Origin of the sequence: Dongia deserti, assembly GCF_003574735.1 — a bacterium.
In the GTDB taxonomy this organism is placed as follows: Bacteria; Pseudomonadota; Alphaproteobacteria; order Dongiales; family Dongiaceae; genus Dongia_A; species Dongia_A deserti.
In genome coordinates this window covers 181,645-204,922 of sequence record NZ_QORW01000012.1, presented here as the reverse complement: position 1 = coordinate 204,922, position 23,278 = coordinate 181,645, and the positions used below count along the sequence as shown (strand labels likewise).

The 23,278-nt window shown below is 62.9% G+C and carries 5 protein-coding genes; all 5 read left to right on the top strand.

The genetic code is table 11. From position 1 onward, the window contains the following. Window positions 1–98 precede the first annotated feature (98 nt). The 5 genes from DTX69_RS30780 (at window position 99) to DTX69_RS19730 (ending at window position 23,227) form a co-directional block, all read left to right on the top strand. Window positions 99–1,709 (top strand): calcium-binding protein, encoded by a 1,611-nt coding sequence (locus DTX69_RS30780; RefSeq protein ID WP_284735931.1) that lies wholly within the window; start codon window positions 99–101, stop codon window positions 1,707–1,709. A 387-nt stretch (window positions 1,710–2,096) separates the two neighbouring features. Next, window positions 2,097–17,186 carry a DUF5801 repeats-in-toxin domain-containing protein gene (locus DTX69_RS19745; RefSeq protein ID WP_119303265.1) on the top strand — a complete coding sequence of 5,030 codons (15,090 nt, stop codon included), beginning with the start codon at window positions 2,097–2,099 and terminating at the stop codon, window positions 17,184–17,186. Window positions 17,187–17,448: 262 nt separating this feature from the next. Beyond that, on the top strand, window positions 17,449–19,011 hold the full coding sequence (locus DTX69_RS19740) for a class I SAM-dependent methyltransferase (protein WP_119303264.1): 1,563 nt from the start codon (window positions 17,449–17,451) through the stop codon (window positions 19,009–19,011). Window positions 19,012–19,389: 378 nt separating this feature from the next. Further along, the gene (locus tag DTX69_RS19735) at window positions 19,390–21,858 is read left to right on the top strand and encodes a type I secretion system permease/ATPase (protein ID WP_284735930.1); all 2,469 of its coding nucleotides are present in this window, start codon (window positions 19,390–19,392) and stop codon (window positions 21,856–21,858) included. Between the two features lie 40 nt (window positions 21,859–21,898). Then, window positions 21,899–23,227, top strand: coding sequence for an HlyD family type I secretion periplasmic adaptor subunit (locus DTX69_RS19730; RefSeq protein ID WP_119303263.1), 1,329 nt, complete (start codon window positions 21,899–21,901; stop codon window positions 23,225–23,227). Window positions 23,228–23,278 lie beyond the last annotated feature (51 nt).

Sequence of the window (23,278 nt, the reverse complement as noted above, 5' to 3'; positions counted from 1 at the left end):
GCGGGGACAACGAGACGACCAACCTGAGCCTGGCGGGCGTGTTCGTGGCGACCGACTTCGACGGCGACAGCGTGGTGATCGATGCCGGCGCGACGGTGGTGATCAACAACGACATCCCGGTCAACTATGACCCGCAGAACCAGTCGCTCCTGAACTTCGTGGGCGGATCGATCAGCGGCGCCCTCAATCTCGACGGCAAGATAGGCGCGGACGAGCCGGGCACCATTGTGTTCACGGGCTTCGTCAACGGCGACGTGGCGAAGGACACGGGCGGCAACACGCTCACGTCGGGCGGCAAGACGATCGAGCTGAATGGTGTCGGCACGACGACGCTGACCGGCTATGTCGACGCCAACAACAACAACATTGTCGATGCCGGCGAGGCGGTCTTCACGGCCACATTGGACCCGACGACCGACAGTTATCAGTTCACACTGATCAAGACGATCGACAACGGAGCAGGGATCACGTTCAACCAGCTTGGCGATGTCGCGGCCGGTCAGTCACAGTGGATTCCCTTCGACAGCGACAAGGGCAATGCGAACTCCCTCGATCTCCTGGTCACCTCAAAATTTGCCAATGGGTCGACCGTCAACACCTCGAACATCGACATCGGTGTCAGCAATCAGTGGATTGGCGATCCTACCGGCGGCAGTCCTGCCGAGGGTATCCGCCTCGATTTTGTGGTCGGGCTGTCGGGCAGCACGAAAGACGAGAACGGCTTTGACTATGGGAGCCATTTCACAGTCACAGAGGCGTCGTTCAACATTGCGCAGGTCCAGGGCGGAGGCTCGACGGGGATCAAGATTCGGTTGTGGGATTCGCAAGTCGAATCCTTCAACTCAGGCGACAATCTGGCCAGCTTCCAGGCCAACCAGCTGCAGGTGCTGATCGCAGCGATCCAGGTCTTCAGCAACGGCGTCTTGCAGACGGCAGGCGTGGACTACGTCATCACGTTCAACGGTGGCACCGAGGTGACGATTACTGGTCTCGAAGCCAATAACGTGGTGGTCGTCAGCGGCCAGACCGCCTTCGACCGCATGGATATCGACTATGACTCCGGGAATCCCTTCGCCGTCAACAACGTCTCAGTCGCGAATGTTGCTACCGGTGATCCGTTAGACCTGCAGTTCAATACACTGCTGACCGACTTCGACGGCGACACGTCTACCGGCCAGATCGACGTGAACCTCCAGCCCGCCGACGGCGCCGCCAACACGTTCACCGGCTACAGCGGCAACGACGTACTGTTCGGTGCTGGCGGCAACGACAAGCTCAACGGCGAAGATGGGAATGATACGCTGAACGGCGGTAGCGGCAATGACACTCTGAACGGCGGGGCCGGAGATGACATCCTTATTGGCGGCCAGGGCAACGACACGCTCGACGTCAGCCAGGGCAACGATACAGTGCGGATCACTAGTGCCCTCGACGGGAAGGACGTGGTCAACGGCTTCGACAACGATCCTACCGGCGGTCAAGACTTCATCGACTTGGATGCTCTGTTCGACAGCCTGTCGGTTGCGGCCGGCAACCGCGCTGCGCGCGTCGATATCTCGACCTCGGGCGCTGACACCCTGGTCAAGATCGATGTTGATGGCGGCGGTGGCTTCAATGATGCGGGCGACCTGCTGATCACCATCACAGGGGTCACCGGCGACATCACCAAGGGCACGGCGGCGACCGACGACATACAACTGGGCACCTAATCCCGGAACTAGCGTTGATGAAATCGAGGCGCCTTCGGGCGCCTCTTTTTTTGTGTCTGCAATCTGGGCGGGCGCCAAGATGTCGCAAATAGGCCAAAAGCGCCCTGAAAGTCTGTTCATTCAGATGAACTGAGTATGAATGCAGCTTAACTGAAAATGAATGTGGGCAGGCGAAATCTTACTAAAAACGCCCTGATTCTTAATAGCTACATACCAGGATATATAAAGATCGCATTTGAGCGAATTGCGCGGGGCATTCTTCCTATCGGATACTCCCGCCCGGCCGGAGTCCATCACTTGGGGGTCGTCTTGGGGACGACAGGGACACACCGGCCTCCACAACCCGTCGGGTAACGGCGCCCGGCGTCCAAACAGAGGGCATGACACATGGCTACGGACTCCACGAATCTCCCGCAGGGCGAGACGCGTCTTGACGCCGGCTTGGATATGGCCGGCAGCGATCTGGATCTCACGAATGTCCAGGTGGCACAGGCGGAGCCAGCAGACTGGGTCGACCTGCCAAAAGGCAACGTGGTCATCCTCCTGCCCGTGCAGCCCGGCCAGACGGTCCGACTGCCGACCGCCAGCGCCGAAAACCTGCCCACCAAGATCGGGCCCGAGGGCAACCTGGCGTTTGTGGTCGATGGCCGCACCATCATCCTGCAGGGCTATCTCAGCGCCAACGAACAGTCCCCGGTGAAGATCGTCACCAGTGATGGCGACAGCATCGACGTAGCCGAACTCATCGCCGCCACCGATCCCTCGCTCGACATCGTGACCGCAGCCGGTCCGGCCACCGGTGGGCAGGGCGATGGCGCCGAAGGCAGCGGCATCTTCGTGCCGTTCGGCGCGGGCCCCGGCCTCGGCGGCATCGCCGCCATCGGCATCCTCGATCCCACGCAGCTGCAGTACCGGCTGATCGACGACGAGCGGCGGGAGTTCGTCGAAGGCGACACCGAGCCGAGCAGCATCGACATCTCGTTCGACATCCTCGGCGGCATCGTCAACGAGGACGATCTGCTTGGTGATCCGATCCACAACATCTCGCTGGTTGTGAAGGATGTTGGCAATGACGGCGTCGGCAACGATCCGTTTGACACGAAGGACCGTGAAGAGGGCGGCCTGGACAGTGACGGCGACGACAACAACGGCAGCGGCGCGGATCCGGACAATGAGCCGCTGACGACCATCGCGACCGTGAAGGTCAATTTTGGCCCCGATATCCCCGGCACGCTCACCGTCGACCCGTCGCAGCTGCCGGCCGGCCTGACTTCGGAAGGCGAGCCGATCATCTATCAGGTGCTGCCGCCCAGCGGCGGCCAGGGCAACGGCATCGTCGCCTTTGTCGATGGTAACGCCGATGGCAAGTTCGATGAGGCAGACGGCGATCGCCTGGTCTTCGGTATCAAGGTGCTGGAGAAGAGCTCGGCAAACACCTTCCACATCGCCTTCACGCTCTATGACAACCTCGACGACGAGGCGCCTGATCTGAACAAGGACGGCAAGGCCGATCTACTCGGCGCGAACGAGCAGATCCTCGACCTGCCCGTGAAGATCACCGCCAAGGATTCCGACGGCTCGACCAAGTCGACCACCATGAAGTTCGGTGTCGAAGACGACGTTCCGTCCTTCGGCGAAGTGATCGGCATCGGCGAGGGCATGCAGATCATCAACACCGGCGCCGGCGTGGCTCACGACGAATCCCTGGGCGTACAGGGCGACGCAGATGATCAGAGCATTCTCACGCCAGATGCCATTTCGCTGCTTCTCGGCCTGCACGGCAAGATCACTGGCGAGGGCTTCAGCCTGCCGTTCGGCGACAGCGCTGGCGCACTGACGTTCTTCGGATTTCCTGCGCCAGGGCTGGCGCAGACCCAGGTCATCGCCAGCTTTGGCGCCGACCAGAAGACGCAGGAGTATCTGAAGGACTCCAAGGACGCGTCGGCTCGCAACTCCATCTTCGGTGAACTTGAGGATCGCACCGACCGCGACGGCGACGGCGTCGACGACGGCGAGAACGAGCATCCGTTCGAGCTGTTCATGATCAAGAACAATGCCGTCGGCGGCGTTACCGAAGACAACCTGACGATCGATCCGCAGCTGACCAATGCGACGGTCACGTGGAACGGCGCCCAGCCGCCGCTGCCGGTGTGGGCGCAGCAGATCGATGCCCACACCGTCGTCGGCTATGTCGAGGTCAATGGCGTCAAGGAAACGGTGTTTGTCCTCAACATCGATGATAACGGCGTGCTGAGCTTCGTGCAGTTGCACCAGATCAACCATCCCGACACGACGAACCACGACGAGCCGTTCCCGATCAAGGGCGCGGACGGTCAGGATCTGATCCACGTCCGCATCAGCGACTACGACGGCGACCATGCGCACCAGCCGGTCAACATAGTCGTGCAGGACGACGGCCCGAAGTTCATCAAGGTCTACTGGGGCCTCGATGGCGACAGCACCTCCCCGATTAACGGTATCGGCCGGATCGACGAGGATTGGCTGAAGGACGGCAACAAGGACTTCGCGCTCGGCGACGACCTCGGCAAGACTCATGCCGACGGCACCGTGATCTTCGATTTCGGCGCCGACAATCCGGGCACGCTGTCGATCGACGGCCTGACCATCAAGGATGACGCCGGCAATACGCTCGTCACCTTCGACAAGGACGGCAACCCCGTCGGACTCAACAACCTGAAGACGTCCGAAGGCGAGACGATTCTCATTGAGAAATCCGGACCGGACGGCAATGGTGTCGTCACGTGGACCGGCTATGTCGGCGATCCGAGCCACAAGGTCTTCACCTTCTCGCTCGACACGGAAGGCGGCGAGATCGGCGAGTTCGACTTCGATCTCCATGAATCACTGTATCACCCGGACAACAACGGCAATCCCGCCGACGACGAGACGGACGACGGCAAGGGTTCGTTCGAAGACAACCTGCACTTTGACTTCATCGTCCGCGGTACCGATGCTGACGGCGACTGGGCCGAGGGCAGCGTCAAGATCAGGGTGGACGACGACAGCCCGAAGTTCGAAGGCGTCTGCTTCACGCACGGCAACGGCAGGGTCGATGAGGACCTGCTGATCCCTGGCGGCAATCTGGGTCTCGATTTCGGCCCTGGCGACGAGAGCCTCTTCGACGGCACTTTCACCAGCGGTACGATCAACTTCGACTTCGGCGCCGATCAGCCGGGCAAGCTCGCCTTCGGCGAGCTGGTGATCACCGACTCGGCCGGCAAGACCTGGGATATTTCCGAGCTCAAGACCGCCGACGGCAACGGCATCTACATAGAGATCTCCGACCCGGATCCGGTGACAGGCGTCGTAACCTACAAGGGGTTCGAGGACGGATCCAACGACCCCGTGTTCACGATGTCGTTGGACACCAGCGGCAAGGATGTGGGCGATTTCAAGTTCACTCTGCACCAGGCGCTGCAGCATCCGTACACCGACTCCGACTCCGACTACAACAACGACGACAATCCGCAGAGCCGCTACGAAGACAATTTCAACTTCGCCTTCAACGTCATCGCGACGGATGCCGACAAGGATGCCGTGCAGGGCACGATCAAGATCGTCGTCGACGATGACTCTCCGAAGGCGCTTGATGACCACGACGTTGTGACGGAAGGCAAGACCGGCAGCGAGTGGAACTACGCTTCGGGCAACGTCGTGACCGGCGGCGACTCGACGGTGCTTGGCAAGGATTCCAACTTTACGTTCCTGCCGCCTCTGCTCACCGGCGACGGCACGCCAGACCTGCCGGGCGCGGATCGTCCCTACACGATCAGCAAGCTCACACACGGCGCCGATACCTACAACCTGATCGACCATGGCGATGGCGCCAGCCCGCGATTCGAAGTCACGAAGAACGGTGGCGCTTCGCTGGGCGCCGGTGAGAGCTTCGATGATGCTACGGGCATCCTGACGATTCCGACCGACAAGGGCGGCACGTTCGAGATCATCCTCGTCAACAGCAACCAGAGCCTGGTAGGCGAGTACAGATACACCGTGCCGGCAGACGCCGATCACGATATCGACTACCACATTGGTCCCTCCGTCTCGCAGTCTCTCACCGGCGATTTCGACACGGTTGGTGAGTGGGTGACGGCATTCGACAAGGGCGGCATCACGATCGAGCCGATCGGCGGCCAGCTCGCGATCAAATCGGTCGACGTCCAGGGCCCGCCGAATCCGAACTATCGCGGCATCGGCGTCTCCAGCGGCAACGGCGATGAGGCCGAGGTCGACCGCTTCGGACAGGGCGGCTCGGAAGGCCTGAAGCTGACCATCCAGAACGATGACTTCCCAGGCGGTGTCAACAACGCCTCGCTGCTCCTCGGCGCACTGTTCAATGGCGTGCAGTTCGACAACGGCTTCCAGGAAATCGTCCAGTGGCAGGTGTTCCTGAATGGCGTTCCGGTCGCCTCGGGGCAGATCGTCGGCGATTTCGACGGCCTGGTCACGCTCGACATCGACACGGGCGGCGCGAAGTTCAACCAGATCGTGCTGAAGCCTCTCGACAACGGCGCGCCCGGCAACCACAAGGACTGGAACTCCGATTTCCAGCTTATCAATGTCGAGATCTGCAAGCCGCAGGACAAGTTCACGGAGGCGTTCGACTACACACTGCGCGACTCCGATGGCGATGAATCGACGGCGACTCTGACCGTCGACGTGAAGGATACGGAGCCGAAGTTCCCGACCCATTCCGCGGCCAACATCACCTTCAAGGTGGACGAGGACGGCATCGCAGGCGGCAACAAGGACGTTCAGCCGGGCGACAGCGCGGAGAGCACTTCGGGCGGCAACGTCGACAATGACGGAATCCACGTCGGCAAGATCAACTTCACCCCAGGCTTCGATCCGGTCTCGATCGAACTGACGGTGGGCAATGGCGGCGACACGGGCCTCGACACAGTCGACGGCAAGAACGTGTTCGCGGCATGGGATGCGGCCACCAGTACGCTGATCGGTTACATTGAGGGCACCGATCCGTCGGATGCGGCCAATCGCGTCTTCACCATGAAGATCGACAATCACCAGACCGGCGACTTCACATTCAAGCTGCTGAAGCCGGTCAAGCATCCAGAGACGGACGCCGGAGGGGCGAACGACAACACGGAAAACTTCACAACGGACCCGTCCTTCGTCGTCAACATCCAGATCGAGGACAAGGACTGCGACGTGATCCACGGCAAGGCCATGATCACGATCGACGACGACATGCCGGTGGTGCAGGTTGCGGCCAACTCGGCCGGCGCCGTGACCCATGACGAGACAAAGGGCCGCGACAACGGCCCGGGCGATGACGACCAGTTCGGCAATCCGCCGTCGCTCTTCAACGTGCTGGGCGCAGGCCCGGCCATCGGCTGGGCGTTCGACGGCGACCCGGTGGTCAATATCAGCGGCTCCAAATACGGCGCCGATGGTCCGGGCAATACGAGCTATGCGCTGGACATCCCGGCAGGCGACGTGTTCTCCGGCGTCGAGACTACCGACGGCAAGGACATCTGGCTGTTTGAAGGTCCCAACGGCATCATCGTGGGCCGCGTCGGCAGCGGCGTCGACGGCTCCACTCCCGATGCGACTGGCGCCATCATCTTCGCGATTGCCATCAACAGCGATGGCGAGCTGATCCTGGTGCAGTACGACTCCCTGAAGCATCCGGACAACCCCAACAACTACGACGAGGTCATCCCGCTCGCAAACGGCGCGCTGCAGGCGGTCGTCACGCTAACCGACGCGGACGGTGATTCGGTCAGCAAATCAGCCGACATCGGCGGTCTCGTGCGCTTCGGCGATGACGGCCCGAAGGCGCGCATCGACACCAAGCACAACAACGTCGTGCAGCACGACGAGACCCCCGGCGTGCAGAACCCCGGCAGCGGCCTCGACATGGATCAATCCGATCCACTTCCGGCGGAGTTCAGCGGCATCGTCGGTGCACTGATCGGTTGGGCGAAGAGTAACGAGCCTATCGTCACCACCGCCGGCACGTCCGTCGGATCCGATGACGAAGGCGCGACCGTGACTCTGTCGCTAGAGGTCAGCGGCAAGGGTGTCGATTCCGGTATCGACGATACCGCCACGGGCCAGAACATCTATCTCTTCCAGAACGGCTCGATCGTCGAAGGCCGGGTGGGCGGCGAAGGCGGCCCTGTGGCGTTCGCTGTTTCGATCAACCAGGACGGCACGATCAACCTCGCCCAGTTCAGGGCGGTCGCGCATCCCAACCCGAACGACCATGACGAGTCGGTTTCGATCGCCAACGGCGCGCTCAAGGCGGTCGTCACGGTCATTGACGGCGATGGCGACAAGGATGTCGACAGCGTCAGCATCGGGAATCGCGTGCGCTTCGACGACGATGGTCCGCAATTCGTGGACGTGTGCTTCGATCACGGCAACGGCCGGGTGGACGAGGATCTGCTCCCGGGCGGCAACCTGGGGCTCGATTTCGCGCCGGGCGATGAAACCCTGCTCGACGGCACCTGGACCAGCGGCCAGATCAACTTCTCGATCGGCAGCGACCAGCCCGGCACGCTGTCCTTCGGCGACCTAACGATCACCGACTCTAAGGGCCTGACCATCCCGCTGAGCGCCCTGAAGACGGCCGACGGCAACAGTGTCTCCATCGTGCAGAGCGCGCCCGATGGCAACGGCGTCGTCACGCTGACGGGCATCGAGGCCGGCTCAGGCGATCCGGTGTTCACGATGACGCTGGACACCAGCGGCGGCAACATGGGTGACTTCAAGTTCACCCTGAACCAGGCGCTGAGCCATCCGTACACGGACTCCGACCTCAACAACGACGACAATCCGGAGTCGCGGTACGAGGACAACCTCAACTTCAGCTTCAACGTGATCGCCAAGGATGGCGACAAGGATACTGCGCAAGGCGCCATCAACATCGTCGTGGACGACGATTCGCCGAAAGCCTTCGACGACCACGACGTGGTGACCGAGGGCAAGACCGGCGATGCCTGGAACTTCGCTTCGGGCAACGTTGTCACTGGTGGTGATGCGTTGCTCCTCGGCAAGGACTCCAATTTCACCTTCCTGCCGCCTCTGTTCACCGGCGACGGCACGCCGGATCTGCCAGGTGCCGATCGTCCCTACACGATCAGCAAGCTCGCGCATGACGGCACGACCTATTTCCTGAATGATCTGGGCGGCGGCTCCTTCAGCGTCACGAAGGGCGCGCCGGCCGGCGAGCCTGGCGCATTGCCGATCAACAACACGACCGAAACCTTCACCGGCGGTGTCCTGAAGATCCCGACCGACGAGGGCGGCACGTTCGAGATCGTGATGGTCAGCAACACCCAGTCGGAGGTGGGCGAGTACCGCTACACCGTGCCGGCGGATGCAGCCCACGACGTCGACACGCTGGTTGGCCCGGCCGATGCCACCGCTTCGCTCGCGCTCACCGACGCATCCGCTTGGGTCAGCGCGTTCAATGCCGGCGGCATTACGCTCGAAGGTCTGCGCGGCATTGCGGCGGAGAATCTGGACGTCAAGCTCGTCACCGTCCCGTCCGGCCCGACTTATCGCGGCGTCGGCGTCGATAACGGCATCGACGGTGCCGAGGTCGACATCCAAGGCCCCGAGACGCTGAAGCTGACGCTGCAGGATGCGGCCTATCCGGGCGGCGTGACCAATGCCAAGCTGCTACTGGGCGCGCTGTTCGACGGCGTGCACTTCGACAGCGGCAACCAGGAAATCGTGAAGTGGGAGATCTGGAACGATGGCGTTCTGGTCGGTTCCGGCCAGATCCTGGGCGACCTGGACGGCCTGGTTACGCTTGACATCGACACGGGAGGCCAGAAGTTCGACGAGATCCGCCTGACGCCGGTGAGCAACGGCGCCGGCAGCAACTCGTCCTTCAATTCCGACTTCCTGCTGCTCAACGTCGAGATCTGCAAGCCGCTCGACAAGTTCGTCGAGGAGTTCGACTACACGCTGCGTGATTCCGACGGCGATGAGTCGACGGCGACCCTCTCTATCAACGTGAAGGACACCGAGCCGAAGCTGCCGCCGCGTACGACCGAAATCTCGGTCCAGTTCACGGTCGACGAGGACGGCCTGCCGGGTGTCGGCATCGGAGACCACGCATCGCAGGACGCGGAGGAGAACCACACGCCGCCGAACGCGCTGGTCGACGACGCCATCCACATCGGCAAGATCAACTTCACGCCGGGCTTCGATGCGGTGACGATCGAGCTCAGCGTCGGCAATGGCGGCGATACCGGCCTCGACACGGTCGACGGCAAGAACGTGTTCGCGGCGTGGGATGCCGCAACCAGCACGCTGGTCGGCTACATCGAGGGCACCGATCCGTCGGATGCGGCCAACCGCGTCTTCACCATGAAGATCGACAACCATCAGACGGGCGAGTTCACGTTCACGCTGCTGAAGCCGGTCGAGCACCCGGACAGCAATCCGCAGGTCCCGAACGCCGACGAGAACCACCCGGACCTGTCCTTCACCGTCAACATCCAGGTCGAGGACAAGGATTGCGACGTCATCACAGGCACGGCGACGATCAAGATCGACGACGACATGCCGGTGATCACGCAGCAGAGCGGCAACTTCAAGCTGGCGGTCGACGAATCTCTCGACGGCAATAGCACCCCGAACAACGCGGGCGATCATCCGCACAATCCGGGCACCCGGATCGAGGATGACGAGGACGGCGCCGGCCTGCCGGGCGTCCTCACCGGCCTGGGTTCGGTGATCGGCGCTGCGAAGTCCAGCGGCAGCAGCCTGTTCTCCTACCAGGCCGGTGCCGACGGACTGCAGTCGGCCGTCTATAGCCTGACACTTGCCGGCGGCGGCTCGATCCCGACCACTCTGAAGGACACGCAGTCGGGCCTCACGATCAGCCTCGTGTCGTTCCCCGACGGAACGATCCGCGGCATCGCCGGCGGCCACCTGGTGTTCGCCCTCTCCATCAACGGCACCACCGGTGAAGTCTCAATGGCGCAGTACCGCGCCGTCGATCACGGCAACCAGGAGCAGGCGCCGGGCAACCATGACGAGGAGGCGACGCTCGGCATCACCGGCGGTCTGCAGGTGACGCTGACCGTCACGGACAAGGACAACGACACTGTTTCGAGCTCGGCCGATATCTCCGGCAAGATCACGTTCGACGATGACGGGCCGAAGGCCGACCTCGACATCAAGCACAACGCCAAGATTGCGGTCGACGAGTCGGTGGGCAAGGACTTGTCCGATCCGAACGCGCACGACGAGCAGGCGACGGGCGACACGACCGACATCGGCTATGCCAAGGTCGCGGCCAACGTGCTGTTCGACGATGACAGCGAGTACGGCACCGATGGTCCGGGCACCAAGCAGTTCAAGCTGCTGATCAACGGCGGCGCGAATTCCGGCCTGGACGACACCCAGACCAATAGCGACGTGCTGCTGACGGCCAACGGGGCCGGCACGCTGATCGAAGGCCGCTCGGCCATCGACAACCACCTGGTCTTCACCATCGCCATCGATCCCGTTACCGGCGAGGTGACCGTCACCCAGTACCGCGCCGTGGAGCACAACAACTCCAGCGATCCCGACGAATCCGGCAGTTCCGCCGCGGTCATGAGCAGCAACAAGGTGCAGGTCGAACTGACCATCACCGACAAGGACGGGGATTCCGACACCGACAAGGTGGACCTGGGCTCCATCATCAAGTTCGAGGACGACGGCCCGACGGCCAAGATCGTGAAGGCCGAGGGCGCGCAGATCGTGCTCGACGAATCGACCGGCCCGGCAACCGGCCCATACGCCGACCCGAACGCGTTCGACGAAAACGGCAACGTCGATGGCGACATCGGCTACGCCAAGGTCGCAGGCAACCTGCTGTTCGTCGACAATTCGGACTATGGCACGGACGGCCCGGGCACCAAGGGCTACACGCTCGCGCTCAGCAGCAACGGCACCAACAGCGGCTTGGATGACGTGGCCACTGGCCAGGACATCCGCCTCTATCAGGTGGATGCCGACACGGTTGTCGGTCGTGTGGGCAACAGTGTCGGCCCGATCGCCTTCCAGATCGACATCAACCAGTCGACCGGCGAGGTCACGATCTCGCAGTTCCGCGCGGTCGAGCACGACAACGCGGGTGACAGCGCTGCGACCCATGACGAGAGCGGCTCGCCCGAGATCATGGACAACGACAAGCTGTTCATCCGCCAGACGATCACCGACAAGGACGGCGACAGCGACGTCGACTATCTCGACCTCGGCAAGCTGATCAAGTTCGAGGACGATGGTCCGGTCGCCGTGGACGACGAGGACTCCGTCGACGAGGACAGCGGCGCCTACGCCATCGGCAACGTCTATACCGGCAAGGATGGCGGCGTCCCTTATGGCAGTGACGCCAATCTGACCGACGGCAACAAGGACGACGTCGGCTCCGACGGCTTGAAGTCGATCCAGTGGGTCGACCCCAACGCCATCGGCGGCATCGACGGCAACGGCAACGTGGCCGGCCTCTACGGCACGCTCTACGTGCAGACGGACGGCGATTATAAGTACGTCCTCAACGACGACCATCCGGCCCTCAAGGACCTGGATAACGGCGAGGTGCTTTACGACACCTTCTCCTACATCATCACCGACAAGGACGGCGACAAGTCGACTGCAACGCTGAAGATCACTATCAACGGCAAGACGGATAACTCGCCGCCGGATATTGACCTCGATCCTCAGAATCCGCAGACGGATGACCGGACAGCGGTTGTGTCGGACGAGGGGCTGACCGACGGCGAGATGGACGATATCGGCGTGCCGAGCGACGACACCGACAGCGCGACCTTTGTGGGCTTGCTGACAGTGTCCGACCCGGATGTCGGCGATGTGTTGTCGGTGAAGATGATCAACCCGGGCACGCTGCCGAATTGGACATTTAGCGGTGGAGATTCGGTGTCCTGGGTTCTATCGGCGGACGGTCAAACTCTGACCGGCACGGCAGGCGGCGACCCCGCGATCACCATTCAGCTCTCGCCGTTGGTCGGTAACACCGCCAGCTACACGGTGACGTTACATCAGCCGCTGGATCATCCAGTCGCAGGCCAGGAGGATGAACGCTCCTTCACTGTGCCGGTGCGGGTGACCGACAGCGCGGGCGCGTTCGACACCGCATTCCTGACGGTGGAGATCGAGGACGACAGTCCCGAGGTGCACCTGAAGACGTCCGGCAGTATCAGCCTGCAGGTCGACGAGACCCTGGGCGGTATTGGCGATCATCCGGATCCAGCTGGCACTCGTGAGGAGAGTGACGAGACCGGCGTCAACCCTGTTCTGGTCATTCCGGCCTACGGGACAGTGATCGGTGCAGCCTCGGCGCAAGCCTCCGATCTGCTCGAGATCCAGCCCGGCGCCGATGGCGAGCTGTCGCATGAGTACACCCTCAGTGTCACTGGCGACGGCGCAACCGGCCTGACTGACACCGCGAGCGGCCAGCCGATCACGCTCGAGGATAATGGCGCGGGCCTGATCCTCGGCAAGACCGCCGGTGGGCATGTGGTGTTTGCCCTCACGATCGACGGCACCTCGGGCGAAATCTCGATGGCGCAATATCGTGCGATCGTCCACGGCGATACCGGCAGCCACGACGACGTCAAGTCGATGTTGGCCGGCAAGCTGTCGGTCACACTGAGCGTGACCGACAAGGACCATGACGAGGCTTCAAAGAGCGTCGACATCAGCGGTTCGATCAGCTTCGACGATGACGGCCCGAAGCTGGTGGACGGCGCGGTGCAGGGCAGCGTCGAGGAAGACGACATCAATAGCATCGTCAGCGTCGGCAACAACGAGGACGGCTCGGTCGGCCAGCATGTCGCACAGGGCTCGCTGATTACGCTGGTCAATTTCGGCTCCGACGGGGCCGCGGCCGGCGGCGGGTTCAGCCTGGATCCGGCGGCGACCGCCACGCTCCTGAGCCAGAACCTGACCTCGAAGGGCGTGCTGCTCACCTACAACATCGTGGGCGACACGCTGACCGCGTCGGCCGGCGCGCAGACGGTCTTCACGCTGAAAGTAGAGGCCGACGGCGACTACACCTTCACGCTGGTGGACCAACTCGACCATCACCCGATCCCGTTGGCGGACAACACCGAGGGCTTCCTCACCATCAACCTCGGTGGGGTAGTGGAGGCCACCGACAAGGACGGCGATAGCCTGCACCTGGGCGACAACTTCTCCATCAAGGTGCAGGACGATATCCCGACTGCGTTCGATCCGGAGGACAAGTCGGCCAGCAACAAGGCCGGGGCCTCGGTAATCGGCGATCTGGATTTCCAGGGCCATGTCGGCGCCGACGAGCCGGCGAGCATCACGTTCACCGGCTTCACGGACGGCGATGCGGCCAAGGACGTCAACGGCGATCCGATCAAGTCGCAGGGCGAGGCGGTGTTCCTCTACGGCGAGGGTACCGGTGTCATCACCGGCAAGACCGGGGACGGCGACGAGGTCTTCACGGTCACACTCCAGCCAGGCAGCGATACCTACAGCTTCAATCTCAACCGGGCGATCGACGATGGCGGCGGCGTGGTGTTCACCAACCTCTCCGGCGGCAAGGCCGGTGAGAAGGAATGGCTGCGCATCGACAATCTCGACACTGATCTGCTGATCACGCCGCTGAACCAGGCAACGGGCAACATCAACTCGGACACAGATGACATCGGCGTCAGCGACCAGTGGATCGACCACGGCGAAGGCGTGCGGATCGACTTTGTCAAGAATCCGGCCGGCAACCAGGATGCGGAGAACGGCTACACCTATGGTAGTCACTACCTGGTGAACGAGGTTTCGTTCGCCATCATCCAGAGTTCTGGCAATGACACGTCGAGCCTGAAGATCCGGATCGTGAAGGCCGACGATGATACCAGCCTGGAAGGCGACGCGGACGATGTGACCGCGCTGCTGTCGCAGGCTGGCATCAACATCAATAACGTCAGCGGCGGTGCGGCTCCGACCATCACCGATCTGGGCGGCGGCTACTTCCAGATCAACGGACTGGACGACGGCGACAAGATCACCGTCACCGGGGACGAGCCGTTCAACCGACTGGAGATCGAAGGCGTCAACCACAACAACAGCAAGCAGTTCAGCGTCGGCGGGCTGGCGATCGGCACCATCGTCTCGGGCGATCCGGTCACCATGAATTTCGACGTGAAGCTGACGGACAAGGACGGCGACTCCGCCGCGGCGGACTTCAACGTGACGGTCGTCGACCGCCCAGTCACCATCAGCGACCTCACCCCGAAGGCGAGCGGCGGCGACGCCGTTGTTGACGAGGAGGCCTTGAGCGACGGCACGAACCCCGGCTCCAACGCGGAGTTCGGAACCGGCAACTTCAAGATCTCGGCGCCCGACGGTGTCGGTGACCTGAAGATCTCGGATGGCAACGACACCATCACGATCATCAACAACGGTGTGTTCCAGGCCGGCCAGTTCATCGGCAGCAGCGATCTCGGCAACAAGCTGGAGATCACCGGCTATGACTCGGGCACCGGCGTGGTGACCTACAAATACACGCTGCTTGATAACGAGAACCATCCGAACGCCAACGGCCAGAACAGCCTGTTCGACGACTTCACCGTGAAGGTGACAGACAAGGACGGCGACTCCGCGACCGGCACCCTGTCGGTGAAGATCATCGACGACGTGCCGGTGGCGAACGCGCTGAGCAAGTCTATCCTCGCCGACACTGGCCAGGATACCAACCTGCTCATCACGCTCGACATCTCTGGTTCGATGACACAGGCCTCCGGCCTGACCGATCTGAACAAGCTGGAGCTGGCAATCGCAGCGATCAAGGAACTGATCGAGCAGTACGATGCGCTCGGCGACGTGAAAGTTCGGCTGGTCACCTTCAGCACCAACGCCAGCGAGCGAGGCGACACCTGGATGACGGTGGCCCAGGTCAAGGACGTGCTTGATACGCTGTCCGCGGATGGTCTGACGAACTACGATGAGGCTCTGACGGACGCGATCGCGGCATTCGGCGACTCCGGCAAGATCGTCGGCGCGCAGAACGTCGCCTACTTCCTGTCGGACGGCAACCCGAACCGCCCGGAGGGTGATGCCGGCATCGATGCCGGCGAGGAAGCGACCTGGATCAACTTCCTCAAGGCCAACGACGTCAACTCGTTCGCTCTCGGGTTCGGAGCACCGGGCGATGTCAACCAGGGCGCGATCGACCCGATCGCCTACAACGGCGTGACGGAGATGAACACCAATGGCCAGGTGGTCACGGATCTTAACCTGCTCGCCGCGGCGTTGGTTTCGACGGTGGCGCCTCCGGTCAATGGCAACCTCAAGACCAATGGGGGCAACAGTATCGGTGCCGATAATCCGGGCATCGTCAGCCAGATCACCTTCGGCGGGAACACGTTCGTGTTCAACGGCGCGTCGATCACGAGGACGACCGGATCTCTGGCGTTCGGTGTCAGCGGCGGTGGCACGATCCTGACCTTCTCGACACCGAACGGAACGCTGCAAGTCAACATGAGCACGGGGGCCTACACCTATGCCTTGTTGGCAGATGCGGCTGCCAGCGACACGTTCGGCTACACGCTCACCGACACCGACGGCGATGCGGCCACCAGCACCCTGCAGATCAGCGCTGCAGTCAGCGATATCGCTCCGATCGTGCGGGATGACTACATCATTGCCGGTCACAACAATAACAGCGGCAATGAGACTATCGTCATTCCGGCTGCAGCATTGCTGTGGAACGACAGTGATGCAAATGGAGACGCCATTTCGGTCAGCGGGACGTTCACGAACGTGAGCGGCTTCAACGGAACGGGTGTCACGCTGTCGAGCGGCAATATCTCGATGGTCGACAGCAGCGGCGGTGGCACTTTCACCTACACCGGTACAGCCAACGGCAAATCGGACACGGGGGATGTCGTGCTCGATCGCAGCCAGGAAGGCGATGATCCGCTCGAGGGCAACGGACTCGACAATATCATCGTGAGCGATGACAGCAGCGATGCCCTCAATGGTTATGAAGGCAACGACGTGCTATTGGGCGGTGCTGGCAACGACACGCTGAACGGCGGCACCGGCCGCGACTGGCTGGTTGGTGGCGCAGGCAATGACACCATGGTCGGCGGTGCTGGCAACGACCTCATCGACGTTAGCGAAGGCAACGACACCATCCGTTACACGTCCAAGCTGGACGGCCAGGATGTCATCACGGGCTTTGACAACAGCGGTGGCTCTGGCAATCAGGACTTCATTGACCTGAATCCGCTCTTCGACAGCCTGGGCATTGCCACAGGCAGCCGCACGGGGCTGGTCAATATCTCGACATCGAGCGGGAACACGATTGTCAACGTCGATGTCGACGGTGTAGCCGGCATCTCAGCGGGGGATGTCAAGATCACGATCGTGGGTATCACCAGCGGCATTACCGCTGGAACAGGACCGAATGACGATCTCCAACTCGGCACACTTTAGCTTAGGTGAGAGGGCGCCCACCTCGGGCGCCCTCTCACCTAACGATTTCTCTTGGGGAAGAGAGCGGGGCGCCTTCGGGCGCCCTCTTTTTGCTGCAAGATCCGGTGATTAGGCGCCCGGCTTTACGCCCTGTTTAAGCTTTTCGGGGAGCATGGGGCTTTGACCGCGGGGCCGGTTCCGTGGCATTAACCATGCCGCCGCCGATGGCGGGCCGGGCTGGGCGCGGGTAGGGCACGAGCGTTGCAGCCGCATTGGGGGGATTATGGATTCCGACTGGGCACAGGGCTACGTCACGGAAGTCCTCTACACCGAGCACTTCTTCCGTGAGCTGTCGCCGTCCTGGCTGAATTACGTCGCCGTGCTGAACGGCTGCCAGCCCCGGCCGCTCGATCCAGGCTTCACTTATATGGAGCTCGGCTGCGGGCTGGGGCAGACGGTGACGCTGCTGGCCGGCGCCCATCCGCAGGGCCGCTTCTACGGCGTCGACTTCAACCCCGCGCATATCGACTGGGCCCGACGCTATGCCGCCTCAGCCGGCATCGGCAATGTGCAATTCCTGGAGCGCAGCTTCCTCGATCTCACCGCACAGGAAGTGCCGGAGTGCGATTTCATCGTGCTGCACGGCGTCTATGCCTGGGTCGCCCCGGAGGTGCGGGCCGGCATCCAGCGCATCATCCTGGAGCGGCTGAAGCCCGGCGGCCTGGTCTACAACAGCTATAATTGCCTGCCCGGATGGGCCGCGGACAGCCCGCTGCAGAAACTGGTCTACGAGACAGCGCGCAACCTCACCGGCGATGCGAGTCAGCGCACCCAGGGGGCCTTGAAGGCGATCGAGGAGCTGGTCGGGGCCAAGTTCGCCTATTTCGCCGCGACGCCGACTGCCGGCAAGATGGCGGCGAAGATGGCGGAGCGCAACGCCAACTACCTCGCGCACGAGTTCCTGAACGAGCATTGGACGCCGTTCTACAGCACGGACGTCGCCGACGAGATGGCGAACGCCAAGCTGAACTTCGTCGGCTCCGCCACGCTCGCCGAGAACCACCTCGAGCTGCTGGGCGGCGACGAGCTGCAGGCAAAGGTAAAGACCCAGCCGACGCAGCGCCTGCGGCAGCTGTTCCAAGACCTGGCGCAGAACCAGCGCTTCCGCCGCGATGTGTTCGTGCGCGGCCATGCGCAGCTCAACCGCGCCGGCATTATGCGCAACATGGAAAGCCAGGTGTTCGGCGCCATGCGTGATCTCCGGAACGTCACCAACGTGGCCAAAGTGGCGCGCGGCGAAGTGAAGTTCGATGAAAAGGCGTTCCCGGCGCTCAAGGAGGCGCTGCAGCAAGGCACCTGGTCGATCGGCGAGCTGCGCAGGGAGATGGCGGCCCGGAAGCTGATGCACCTGGATGTCGAGCGCACCATGACGCTGCTGGCTGCTACCAGCATCGCGGTGCCTTGCGCCGCGTCGGGCCGGCCTGCGCCGATGCCGGCAAACCCCAAGCAGCTCACAATTCCGCTGGCGGTCAACCGTGCGTTGGTGAAGCGCATGGTCGATAATCTGACGCCAGGCAACCTGGTTTCGACCCTAGCGGGCAATGCGCTCAGCCTCGATCCGATCTTCGCAGTCATCCTGTCCCTCGGTACGCAGCCGTGGAAGGATCGGGACGAGCTGAAGGAGGGGCTGCTGGCCGAGGTCAAGCGGCGACGCATTCGCTTCAGCAAGCCGGCCAAGGAAGAAAAACCGCTCGACGACGCGGGCCGGGCTGCGCAATTCTTCGACCGCTTCTGGACGGAGGAGGCGCCGATCCTTCACCGCTTGGGGGTGATTGAGCTGGCTTGACCGCCGATGCGGTCCCGAAACGTGTTGCGCACGGCTGACAAGGCTGTGCGCTCCATCGCTGACGCGAGAGGCTGGGAAGTGGTAGATCAATCGGGCTAGGTCGCCGAGAGGGCTTGCGAAATAGGATGATTTGGCCAAGTGCTAGGCGCGCGACAGCCGTGGCTCGCGCGTCCGCTTGGCGATGCTGGTTAACGTGAATATAACCTCGATATGCAGTACTCGCACGGAACTGCGGAAAGCCGGGCCTAAAACCACATGGACGCTGCCAAGCCCTCGTCGGGGGGCAAATCTACGCCACAGGCGAACGAGTCCGGCGCGGCCACACCGCGGCCCGGCGAAGCGGCTGCCTCAGCCGCGAAACGCCCTGAGCAGATGTTCGTGGTGCAGAAGTCCGGGCCCGTGCCGGCTGGCACGACCGCTGCCAACAATGCCGCGGGACCTGCTGCGGCGCCAAAGAATGCCTTCCAGAGTGCAATCACCCAGGGCGCCGGCGCACGGGTCGCGGCGGCGCAGCCGGGGACCCAGCCCGCGAACGCGCATCCAGCTGTCCATCCGGTGAACGCACAGCAAGCCGCCGCACATCCCCAGGCTGTGCCGGCTGGTGCCCATCCAGGCGCCGTGCAGGCCACACGGCCGCAATCCATGGTGGCAGGCTCGGCCGGTGTTCCGGCGCCCGCCGCTGAGGCCGGGCTGCCCGAAATGGCGGAAGTGGAGATCCGGCCCGATCCGCTGCTCTCCTGCCTCGTCATCCTGACGCGCCTGTTCGGCAATCCGAAGTCGCTGGCGGCGCTGGCCGCGGGCTTGCCGATCGGCGAAGCGGGCATGACGCCGGACCTGTTCGTGCGCGCCGCGGAGAATGCCGGCCTCTCGGCCAGCAAGGTACGGCGCGGCCTCGCTGAAGCCAAATCGATCAACCTGCCGGGCGTCCTGCTGCTCAATGAGCGACAGGCGGTCGTGATGCTTTCGCCCGTCAAGAATGGCAAGGTCGACGTCGCCACCACCGATAATCTCGACGGCATCGTCACCATCCCCGTGGCGGAGCTGGAGGCGCAGTATTCCGGCACCATGCTGGTGGTCCGGCCGAAGATCCGGCTGGACAGCCGCTCCTCGGAGATGACCGAGGCGCGCGAGCGCAGCTGGTTCTGGGGCGAGGTGATGCGCCACACCCCGATCTACATCGAGGTGGTGCTGGCGGCGTTTCTGATGAACCTCTTTACCATCGCGTCCTCGATCTTCGCCATGCAGGTCTATGACCGCGTGGTGCCGAACAAGGCGCAGGAAACGCTGTGGGTTCTGGCGCTTGGCGTCCTGCTCATCTATCTGTTCGATTTCGGGCTGCGCACGATGCGCGCGGTGTTCCTGGACAAGGCGGGCAAGGCGCTCGACCGCAAGGTCTCTTCGGCGATCTTCGAGCACATCCTGTCAATCAAGATGGCAGCCGGCCCGCAATCCTCCGGCGCCTTCGCCAGCAACGTGCAGCAATACGAGACGCTGCGCGATTTCTTCACCTCCGCCAGCTTGTCGGCCCTGATCGACTTGCCCTTCATCCTGATCTTCCTGGCGATCATCTTCTTCGTCGCCGGGCCAGTGGTGACGGTGCCGGCGGTCCTGATACCGATCGTGATCGTGGTCAGCATCCTGGTGCAGTTCCCGATGAAGCGGGCGGTCGAGCGCTCCTATCGCGAAACCTCGCAGAAGCACGCGACGCTGGTCGAGGCGATCAACGGCCTCGATATGATCAAGGCGACGTCCGCCGAGGGCCAGCTGCAACGCAACTGGGATGGCTACGTCGCGGCCTCCTCGGCGTCTGCGGAAACCTCGAAGCGCTGGTCGACCCTCGGCATCAACTTCGTGATGCTCGCCTCGAACCTCGCGACCACCGGCGTCATAGTCTGGGGCTGCTACCGGATCTTCGAATCCGGCCCCACCAGCGATATCCATATGACGACCGGCGCGCTGATCGCCGCCTCGATGCTGACCGGCCGCGCCATGGCGCCGCTCGGCCAGATCGCCGGCCTTATCATCCGCTTCCATCAATCCTTCACCTCGCTGAAGGGCCTCAACAAGCTCATGGAGTTGCCGGTCGAGCGGCCGCGCGGCAAGGTCTTCATCCGCCGCCCGCGCATCGAAGGCGCGATCGAGTTCCGCAACGTCATCTTCAAGTATCCGAGCGCGCAAACCGCGGCTCTGGACGGCATCTCGTTCCGGATCCAGCCGGGCGAGCGCGTCGGCATCCTAGGCCGCATCGGTTCCGGCAAGACCACCATCGAGCGCCTGGTGCTCGGGCTCTACGAGCCGACGGAGGGTGCGGTGCTGGTGGACGGCACCGACATCCGCCAGCTCGACCCGACCGACCTCAGGCAGAACATCGGCTGCGTGCTGCAGGATCCGCACCTGTTCTACGGTTCGGTCAAGGACAACATCACGCTCGGCGCGCCGTATGTGGACGAAGCGTCGGTGATCCGCGCCGCGACCCTGGCCGGCGTCGACCAGTTCGTCCGTCAGCATCCGCTCGGGTACGACATGCCGGTGGGCGAGAACGGCCGCATGCTGTCTGGCGGCCAGCGCCAGTCGGTGGCGGTGGCGCGCGCGCTGCTGCTCAATCCGCAGATCCTGATGTTCGACGAGCCGACCAGCTCGATGGACAACAGTACCGAGGCCGCGTTCAAGCAGCGCCTCGGCGCGATCGCCCGCGGCAAGACCATGCTTCTGGTGACCCACCGCCATTCGATGCTGGCGCTGGTCGACCGGCTGATCGTGCTGGACCGCGGCAAGGTGGTGGCGGACGGTCCGAAGTCCGGCGTGCTGGAGGCCCTGATGGGCGGGCGCGTGCAGGCCCGCGAATAGCGGCCGCATGAGCGCGACTTAGAAAGACGAAGCAAGAGCCATGTCGCTGACCAACCGAGATCTCTGGATCGATCCGTCCGAGACGGAGCGCGAAGGCACCAAGCTGTTCGGCCATCTGCTGTTGTTCACGCTGATTGTTGTCGTCGTGGTCGGCCTCGCCTGGGCGCACTATGCCGTGCTCGATGAGATCACGCGCGGCGAGGGCAAGGTGATCCCGTCCAGCCAGACCCAGGTGATCCAGAGCGTCAAGGGCGGCAAGATCAAGCAGCTTAACGTGCGCGAAGGCGACATCGTCGAGGCGGGGCAGGTGGTCGCGGTCCTCGACAACACGGAGCTGGAAACCAACGAGGCGGAACTGCGCCAGCGCAAATGGACGTCCTCGGCGGCCTTGGCCCGGCTGCAGGCCGAGATCGCGGGCAAGTCCGATCCCGCAGAGATCGTGTTTCCGGCCGACCTGGTCGAGGAAGCGCCGGAAGTGGCGGAGACGGAGAGGTCGGTCTTCGTCATCCGCCAGCAGCAGGTTCAATCCCAGCGCACGACGCTGAAGCAGCAGCTGGAGACCAAGGAGCAGGAGCTGCGCCAGATCGACACCAAGGTCTCGACCGCGCGCAAGAGCCTAGATATCGCGCAGCAGCAGGTCGACATCCTGGAGCCGATGGTCCGCAACAACATCGCCTCAAAGGTCGATCTGCTGCGGGCGCAACAGGAAGTGCAGCAATATCAGTCGGAGATCTCCAATGCCGAGGCTTCGCGGCCGCCGGCGCGGGCTGCCCTCGCCGAAGTGCAGGCCAAGCTCAAGGAGATCGATGCGACGTTCCGCGCCGAAGCGGCGCAGCAGATGAATCAGCATCGCGCCGAGCTTGCCTCGGTCCGTGCGCTGCTGTCCGGCGCGGTGGAGCAGGGCAGCGAGCAAAGCCTGAAATCGCCGGTCTATGGCACCGTCAAACAGATCAAGTTCCATACCCTGGGCGGCGTGCTGCAGCCGGCCGAGCAGCTGATGGAAATCGTTCCGATCGAGGACACGTTGCTGATCGAGGCGCAGATCCGGCCGCAGGACCGCGGCTTCATCGCCCCCAACCAGGACGCGAAGATCAAGATCACGGCATACGACTACAGCATCTATGGCGGCCTCGACGCGAAAGTCGAGCAGATCAGCGCCGATGCAATTGAAAATGAAAAGAAAGAACTGTTTTTCCGGGTCCGTCTGCGTACCGATCGGAACTACCTGATCGGCAAGGACGGCGGCGAGTTGCAGATCATTCCGGGCATGACTGCAACCGTTGATATCCTAACCGGTAAGAAAACAGTCCTGGAATACTTGTTAAAGCCCATCCTCAAGGCGAGGGATATCGCCCTGTCTGAGCGTTAAAAAAGACGTGCGGGCGGGTCGCAAATCTGGTACTAAGCAAAAGGGACACAA

Excerpts from the sequence above, each read along its gene's own strand:
- DTX69_RS19730 (WP_119303263.1), top strand. The coding sequence starts at position 21,899 with ATGTCGCTGACCAACCGAGATCTCTGGATCGATCCGTCCGAGACGGAG.
- DTX69_RS19740 (WP_119303264.1), top strand. The coding sequence starts at position 17,449 with ATGGATTCCGACTGGGCACAGGGCTACGTCACGGAAGTCCTCTACACC.
- DTX69_RS19745 (WP_119303265.1), top strand. The coding sequence starts at position 2,097 with ATGGCTACGGACTCCACGAATCTCCCGCAGGGCGAGACGCGTCTTGAC.